This is a genomic window from Acinetobacter sp. 228, from assembly GCF_048147885.1.
This window is the reverse complement of sequence record NZ_JAYWYV010000086.1, coordinates 1-2125: the sequence shown is the minus strand read 5'-3', so window position 1 is coordinate 2125 and position 2125 is coordinate 1. Positions and strand designations below refer to the sequence as shown.

Genomic DNA, 2125 nt, shown 5'->3' with positions numbered 1-2125 from the left:
TATTAACGCCTTTATAGGCAGGTAATAATGAAGGATGGATATTAAGCATTTTACCTTGCCATTTATCGACAAAGTCAGCAGTTAAAATACGCATAAAGCCAGCTAAAATAACCACGTCAGCTTGCCATGCGATAAGTTGCTGATGCATAGCTTTATCAAAATCTTCACGACTAGGAAAGTCTTTGTGAGAGATTACGGCTGTCGCGATATTGGCATTTTGAGCACGCTCTAGGGCATAAGCATCGGCTTTATTAGACAGTACACCTACAATTTGCCCTGATAGATTTGCATCTATCAAGGCTTGTAAGTTGCTGCCGTTCCCAGAGACTAGAACAGCAATTTTCATCATTCAAAGATCACACGAATTTTTTCGTCTGCACCTTCCACTGATTCAGCATTTTCTTGGATATGTCCGATTTTCCAAGCTTTTTCACCTTGAGCATTAAGCACTTCAATTGCTTTTTCTGCATCATTTGCATCAACAGCAATGACCATACCTACACCACAGTTAAAGGTACGGTACATTTCAAAACGTTCTACATTACCTTCGCGTTGTAAAAGTTTGAATAATTCTGGCCATTCCCAAGAAGCTTCATTAATTACAGCTTGAGCACCATTTGGTAATACACGTGGTAAGTTGCCTGGTAAGCCGCCACCAGTGATGTGTGCCATCGCGTGTACATCAACTTGTTTGCAAAGCTCTAGAACTGGTTTTACATAAATACGTGTTGGCTCCATTGCTACATCTGCAAGAGGGCGACCATCAATTACTTGAGTTAAGTCTACATTCTTAACATCTAAGATTTTACGTAGTAATGAATAACCATTTGAGTGAGCACCGCTTGATGCAACACCAATAAGTACATCACCAGATTTTACTTTAGAGCCATCAATAATTTTGCTTTGCTCAACAACACCGACACAGAAACCAGCAAGATCGTAATCTTCGCCTTCATACATGCCAGGCATTTCAGCTGTTTCACCACCTACAAGTGCACAACCTGCAAGTTCACAACCTTTACCGATACCAGTAACTACGTTTGCAGCTACATCGACATTTAAGTGACCAGTCGCATAATAGTCGAGGAAGAATAGTGGTTCTGCACCACAAACCAAAAGATCGTTTACACACATAGCGACAAGATCTTGGCCGATTGTGTCATGACGATTAAGGTTAAGTGCTAAACGTAATTTAGTACCTACACCGTCAGTTCCAGAAACCAAAACAGGTTCTTCGTAACCTTTAGGAATTTTGCATAGTGCACCAAAGCCACCAAGTCCGCCCATTACTTCTGGACGAGTTGTACGTTTAGCGACTGACTTGATACGATCGACCAGTGCGTCGCCCGCTTCAATGTCAACACCCGCATCTTTGTAGCTTAAACCGGTATTTGGGGTAGAAGTTGAGTTGCTCATAAATGAAGTCTCCGCATTGGCGGCAGATTATAACCTGAATATACGAAACTCTTATGTTATTTATGCTCGAAAATGCTATCTTTAATAAAAATATTTTTCCATTTATAACGATTAAATCAAAAAAGGCTAGATTTTATGCAAGATCGTATACTGCGCCGTATTTTCTTACTCGCAGGTATTGTATTGCTGGTATGGGTATTATACTTGCTCAAGCCTGTGGTCATCCCATTTATTGGTGCTTTTTTCCTGGCTTATTTATTTAGTCCACTAGTCGAAGTTCTAGTAAAAATTAAGATACCTCGCTGGTTGGCAATTAGTATTGTTTTTATTGGTATAGGTGTAACTTTAACCGTTGCATTATGGTATCTGGTTCCACTGATCTGGAAACAACTTGTTTACGCTCGAGACAGTATTCCAGCGGGGATCCATTGGATTAATGCAGAGCTATTACCGTGGATTTCTTCGACATTCCATGTCCAGCAAATGGAAATTGATACCGATCAAATGTCCAAAGCTGTGATGGATTATGTCCAGACCAATTACAGTGCCGATAGTATTCAAGCAGTTTTATTAAAGCTTGCACAATCAGGACTTAATTTTATTCAAATTGGTGGAACAGTTGTTTTAATCCCAATTATTGCTTTTTACTTCTTATTAGACTGGGACCGTATGTTACAAAACTTACGTCGTCTCATTCCACGGCCATATG

The 2125-nt window shown here is 40.0% G+C and carries 3 protein-coding genes; 1 reads left to right on the top strand and 2 read right to left on the bottom strand.

The features are described from left to right. On the bottom strand, window positions 1–349 hold a 349-nt coding region (gene purN / locus VXQ92_RS16090; protein ID WP_416682504.1), incomplete at its 3' end, for a phosphoribosylglycinamide formyltransferase. Continuing rightward, entirely contained in the window at window positions 346–1416 is a 1071-nt protein-coding gene (gene purM / locus VXQ92_RS16085) for a phosphoribosylformylglycinamidine cyclo-ligase (protein ID WP_416682503.1), read from the bottom strand. The genes purM and purN, both read right to left, overlap by 4 nt. A gap of 135 nt (window positions 1417–1551) precedes the next feature. Here purM and VXQ92_RS16080 point away from each other — a divergent pair. Further along, on the top strand, window positions 1552–2125 hold a 574-nt coding region (locus tag VXQ92_RS16080), incomplete at its 3' end, for an AI-2E family transporter (RefSeq protein WP_416682501.1).